At 49.7% G+C, this 5,150-nt stretch carries 1 tRNA gene and 3 rRNA genes; all 4 read left to right on the top strand.

The annotated features are described in order from the left end of the window. Positions 1-264 precede the first annotated feature (264 nt). The 4 genes from HMPREF9184_RS00255 to rrf all read left to right on the top strand — a co-directional run bounded on the left by HMPREF9184_RS00255 (position 265) and on the right by rrf (position 5,149). Positions 265-1,810, top strand: a 16S ribosomal RNA gene (locus tag HMPREF9184_RS00255). A gap of 51 nt (positions 1,811-1,861) precedes the next feature. Continuing rightward, positions 1,862-1,934: transfer RNA gene (locus HMPREF9184_RS00260), tRNA-Ala, on the top strand. A gap of 121 nt (positions 1,935-2,055) precedes the next feature. Then, a 23S ribosomal RNA gene (locus HMPREF9184_RS00265) occupies positions 2,056-4,957 on the top strand. A gap of 76 nt (positions 4,958-5,033) precedes the next feature. Then, positions 5,034-5,149, top strand: a 5S ribosomal RNA gene (gene rrf, locus HMPREF9184_RS00270). The 16S, 23S and 5S rRNA genes sit together here with 1 tRNA gene alongside, the layout of an rRNA operon. Position 5,150: the final 1 nt, after the last annotated feature.

The following is a 5,150-nucleotide window of genomic DNA, read 5'->3' on the forward strand; positions in this document are numbered from 1 at the left end:
GCGGTAACACGGGTTCGAATCCCGTACGGACTATGGTGTATCACAGGGTTGAAAAAAGTAAAAAAAGTTTCAAAAAAGTGTTGACATAGGTCAACAGCTGTGATATACTAATATAGTTGTCGCTTGAGAGAGATTGAGTGGCAAAGACCTTTGAAAACTGAACAAGACGAACCAATGTGCAGGGCGCTACAACTGAAGTTGTAGTACTGAACAATGAAAAAACAATAAATCTGTCAGTGACAGAAATGAGTGAGAACTCAAACTTTTAATGAGAGTTTGATCCTGGCTCAGGACGAACGCTGGCGGCGTGCCTAATACATGCAAGTAGAACGCTGAAGGAGGAGCTTGCTTCTCTGGATGAGTTGCGAACGGGTGAGTAACGCGTAGGTAACCTGCCTGGTAGCGGGGGATAACTATTGGAAACGATAGCTAATACCGCATAATATTGATTATTGCATGATAGTCAATTAAAAGGTGCAATTGCACCACTACCAGATGGACCTGCGTTGTATTAGCTAGTTGGTGGGGTAACGGCTCACCAAGGCGACGATACATAGCCGACCTGAGAGGGTGATCGGCCACACTGGGACTGAGACACGGCCCAGACTCCTACGGGAGGCAGCAGTAGGGAATCTTCGGCAATGGACGGAAGTCTGACCGAGCAACGCCGCGTGAGTGAAGAAGGTTTTCGGATCGTAAAGCTCTGTTGTAAGAGAAGAACGAGTGTGAGAGTGGAAAGTTCACACTGTGACGGTATCTTACCAGAAAGGGACGGCTAACTACGTGCCAGCAGCCGCGGTAATACGTAGGTCCCGAGCGTTGTCCGGATTTATTGGGCGTAAAGCGAGCGCAGGCGGTTAGATAAGTCTGAAGTTAAAGGCTGTGGCTTAACCATAGTACGCTTTGGAAACTGTTTAACTTGAGTGCAAGAGGGGAGAGTGGAATTCCATGTGTAGCGGTGAAATGCGTAGATATATGGAGGAACACCGGTGGCGAAAGCGGCTCTCTGGCTTGTAACTGACGCTGAGGCTCGAAAGCGTGGGGAGCAAACAGGATTAGATACCCTGGTAGTCCACGCCGTAAACGATGAGTGCTAGGTGTTAGACCCTTTCCGGGGTTTAGTGCCGCAGCTAACGCATTAAGCACTCCGCCTGGGGAGTACGACCGCAAGGTTGAAACTCAAAGGAATTGACGGGGGCCCGCACAAGCGGTGGAGCATGTGGTTTAATTCGAAGCAACGCGAAGAACCTTACCAGGTCTTGACATCCCTCTGACCGCTCTAGAGATAGAGTTTTCCTTCGGGACAGAGGTGACAGGTGGTGCATGGTTGTCGTCAGCTCGTGTCGTGAGATGTTGGGTTAAGTCCCGCAACGAGCGCAACCCCTATTGTTAGTTGCCATCATTCAGTTGGGCACTCTAGCGAGACTGCCGGTAATAAACCGGAGGAAGGTGGGGATGACGTCAAATCATCATGCCCCTTATGACCTGGGCTACACACGTGCTACAATGGCTGGTACAACGAGTCGCAAGCCGGTGACGGCAAGCTAATCTCTTAAAGCCAGTCTCAGTTCGGATTGTAGGCTGCAACTCGCCTACATGAAGTCGGAATCGCTAGTAATCGCGGATCAGCACGCCGCGGTGAATACGTTCCCGGGCCTTGTACACACCGCCCGTCACACCACGAGAGTTTGTAACACCCGAAGTCGGTGAGGTAACCATTTGGAGCCAGCCGCCTAAGGTGGGATAGATGATTGGGGTGAAGTCGTAACAAGGTAGCCGTATCGGAAGGTGCGGCTGGATCACCTCCTTTCTAAGGATAAGGAACTGCGCATTGGTCTTGTTTAGTCTTGAGAGGTCTTGTGGGGCCTTAGCTCAGCTGGGAGAGCGCCTGCTTTGCACGCAGGAGGTCAGCGGTTCGATCCCGCTAGGCTCCATTGGTGAGAAATCACCAAGTAATGCACATTGAAAATTGAATATCTATATCAAATAGTAACAAGAAAATAAACCGAAACGCTGTAGTATTAAAAGAGTTTATGACTGAAAGGTCAAAAATAAGGTTAAGTTAATAAGGGCGCACGGTGGATGCCTTGGCACTAGGAGCCGAAGAAGGACGTGACAAACGACGATATGCCTTGGGTAGCTGTAAGTAAGCGATGATCCAGGGATTTCCGAATGGGGGAACCCAACAGGTACTACCTGTTACCCGCATCTGTTAAGGATGTGAGGAGGAAGACGCAGTGAACTGAAACATCTAAGTAGCTGCAGGAAGAGAAAGCAAAAGCGATTGCCTTAGTAGCGGCGAGCGAAACGGCAGGAGGGCAAACCGAAGAGTTTACTCTTCGGGGTTGTAGGACTGCAATGTGGACTCAAAGATTATAGAAGAATGATTTGGGAAGATCAGCCAAAGAGAGTAATAGCCTCGTATTTAAAATAGTCTTTGTACCTAGCAGTATCCTGAGTACGGCGGGACACGTGAAATCCCGTCGGAATCTGGGAGGACCATCTCCCAACCCTAAATACTCCCTAGTGACCGATAGTGAACCAGTACCGTGAGGGAAAGGTGAAAAGCACCCCGGGAGGGGAGTGAAATAGAACCTGAAACCGTGTGCCTACAACAAGTTCGAGCCCGTTAATGGGTGAGAGCGTGCCTTTTGTAGAATGAACCGGCGAGTTACGATATGATGCGAGGTTAAGTTGAAGAGACGGAGCCGCAGGGAAACCGAGTCTGAATAGGGCGCATTAGTATCATGTCGTAGACCCGAAACCATGTGACCTACCCATGAGCAGGTTGAAGGTGCGGTAAGACGCACTGGAGGACCGAACCAGGGCACGTTGAAAAGTGCTTGGATGACTTGTGGGTAGCGGAGAAATTCCAAACGAACTTGGAGATAGCTGGTTCTCTCCGAAATAGCTTTAGGGCTAGCGTCGACATAAAGATTCTTGGAGGTAGAGCACTGTTTGGGTGAGGGGTCCATCCCGGATTACCAATCTCAGATAAACTCCGAATGCCAAAGAATTATGGTCGGCAGTCAGACTGCGAGTGCTAAGATCCGTAGTCGAAAGGGAAACAGCCCAGACCACCAGCTAAGGTCCCAAAATAATTGTTAAGTGGAAAAGGATGTGGGGTTGCACAGACAACTAGGATGTTAGCTTAGAAGCAGCTATTCATTCAAAGAGTGCGTAATAGCTCACTAGTCGAGTGACCCTGCGCCGAAAATGTACCGGGGCTAAAACAATTTACCGAAGCTGTGGATACCTTTATAGGTATGGTAGGAGAGCGTTCTATGTGTGAAGAAGGTATACCGTGAGGAGTGCTGGAACGCATAGAAGTGAGAATGCCGGTATGAGTAGCGAAAGACAGGTGAGAATCCTGTCCACCGTAAGACTAAGGTTTCCAGGGGAAGGCTCGTCCGCCCTGGGTTAGTCGGGACCTAAGGAGAGACCGAAAGGTGTATCCGATGGACAACAGGTTGATATTCCTGTACTAGAGTATGTAGTGATGGAGGGACGCAGTAGGCTAACTAAAGCAGACGATTGGAAGAGTCTGTCTAAGCAGTGAGGTGTGAATTGAGTCAAATGCTTAATTCTATAACATTGAGCTGTGATGGGGAGCGAAGTTTAGTAGCGAAGTTAGTGATGTCACACTGCCAAGAAAAGCTTCTAGCGTTTAACCATACTCTACCCGTACCGCAAACCGACACAGGTAGTCGAGGCGAGTAGCCTCAGGTGAGCGAGAGAACTCTCGTTAAGGAACTCGGCAAAATGACCCCGTAACTTCGGGAGAAGGGGTGCTGATTTAGGTCAGCCGCAGTGAATAGGCCCAAGCAACTGTTTATCAAAAACACAGCTCTCTGCTAAATCGTAAGATGATGTATAGGGGGTGACGCCTGCCCGGTGCTGGAAGGTTAAGAGGAGTGCTTAGGAGTAATCCGAAGGTATGAATTGAAGCCCCAGTAAACGGCGGCCGTAACTATAACGGTCCTAAGGTAGCGAAATTCCTTGTCGGGTAAGTTCCGACCCGCACGAAAGGCGTAATGATTTGGGCACTGTCTCAACGAGAGACTCGGTGAAATTTTAGTACCTGTGAAGATGCAGGTTACCCGCGACAGGACGGAAAGACCCCATGGAGCTTTACTGCAGTTTGATATTGAGTGTCTGTACCACATGTACAGGATAGGTAGGAGTCTACGAGATCGGGACGCCAGTTTCGAAGGAGACGTTGTTGGGATACTACCCTTGTGTTATGGCCACTCTAACCCAGATAGGTTATCCCTATCGGAGACAGTGTCTGACGGGCAGTTTGACTGGGGCGGTCGCCTCCTAAAAGGTAACGGAGGCGCCCAAAGGTTCCCTCAGAATGGTTGGAAATCATTCGCAGAGTGTAAAGGTATAAGGGAGCTTGACTGCGAGAGCTACAACTCGAGCAGGGACGAAAGTCGGGCTTAGTGATCCGGTGGTTCCGTATGGAAGGGCCATCGCTCAACGGATAAAAGCTACCCTGGGGATAACAGGCTTATCTCCCCCAAGAGTTCACATCGACGGGGAGGTTTGGCACCTCGATGTCGGCTCGTCGCATCCTGGGGCTGTAGTCGGTCCCAAGGGTTGGGCTGTTCGCCCATTAAAGCGGCACGCGAGCTGGGTTCAGAACGTCGTGAGACAGTTCGGTCCCTATCCGTCGCGGGCGTAGGAAATTTGAGAGGATCTGCTCCTAGTACGAGAGGACCAGAGTGGACTTACCGCTGGTGTACCAGTTGTCTTGCCAGAGGCATCGCTGGGTAGCTATGTAGGGACGGGATAAACGCTGAAAGCATCTAAGTGTGAAACCCACCTCAAGATGAGATTTCCCATGATTTTATATCAGTAAGAGCCCTGAGAGAAGATCAGGTAGATAGGTTAGAAGTGGAAGTGTGGCGACACATGTAGCGGACTAATACTAATAGCTCGAGGACTTATCCAAAGTAACTGAGGATACGAAGCGCGAGGTTTACTTGTAATTTGATAGATATTCAATTTTGAGTAGGTATTACTCAGAGTTAAGTGACGATAGCCTAGGAGATACACCTGTACCCATGCCGAACACAGCAGTTAAGCCCTAGAACGCCGGAAGTAGTTGGGGGTTGCCCCCTGTGAGATATGGAAGTCGCTTAGCT

The organism is Streptococcus sp. oral taxon 058 str. F0407, from assembly GCF_000235485.1.
In the GTDB taxonomy this organism is placed as follows: Bacteria; Bacillota; Bacilli; order Lactobacillales; family Streptococcaceae; genus Streptococcus.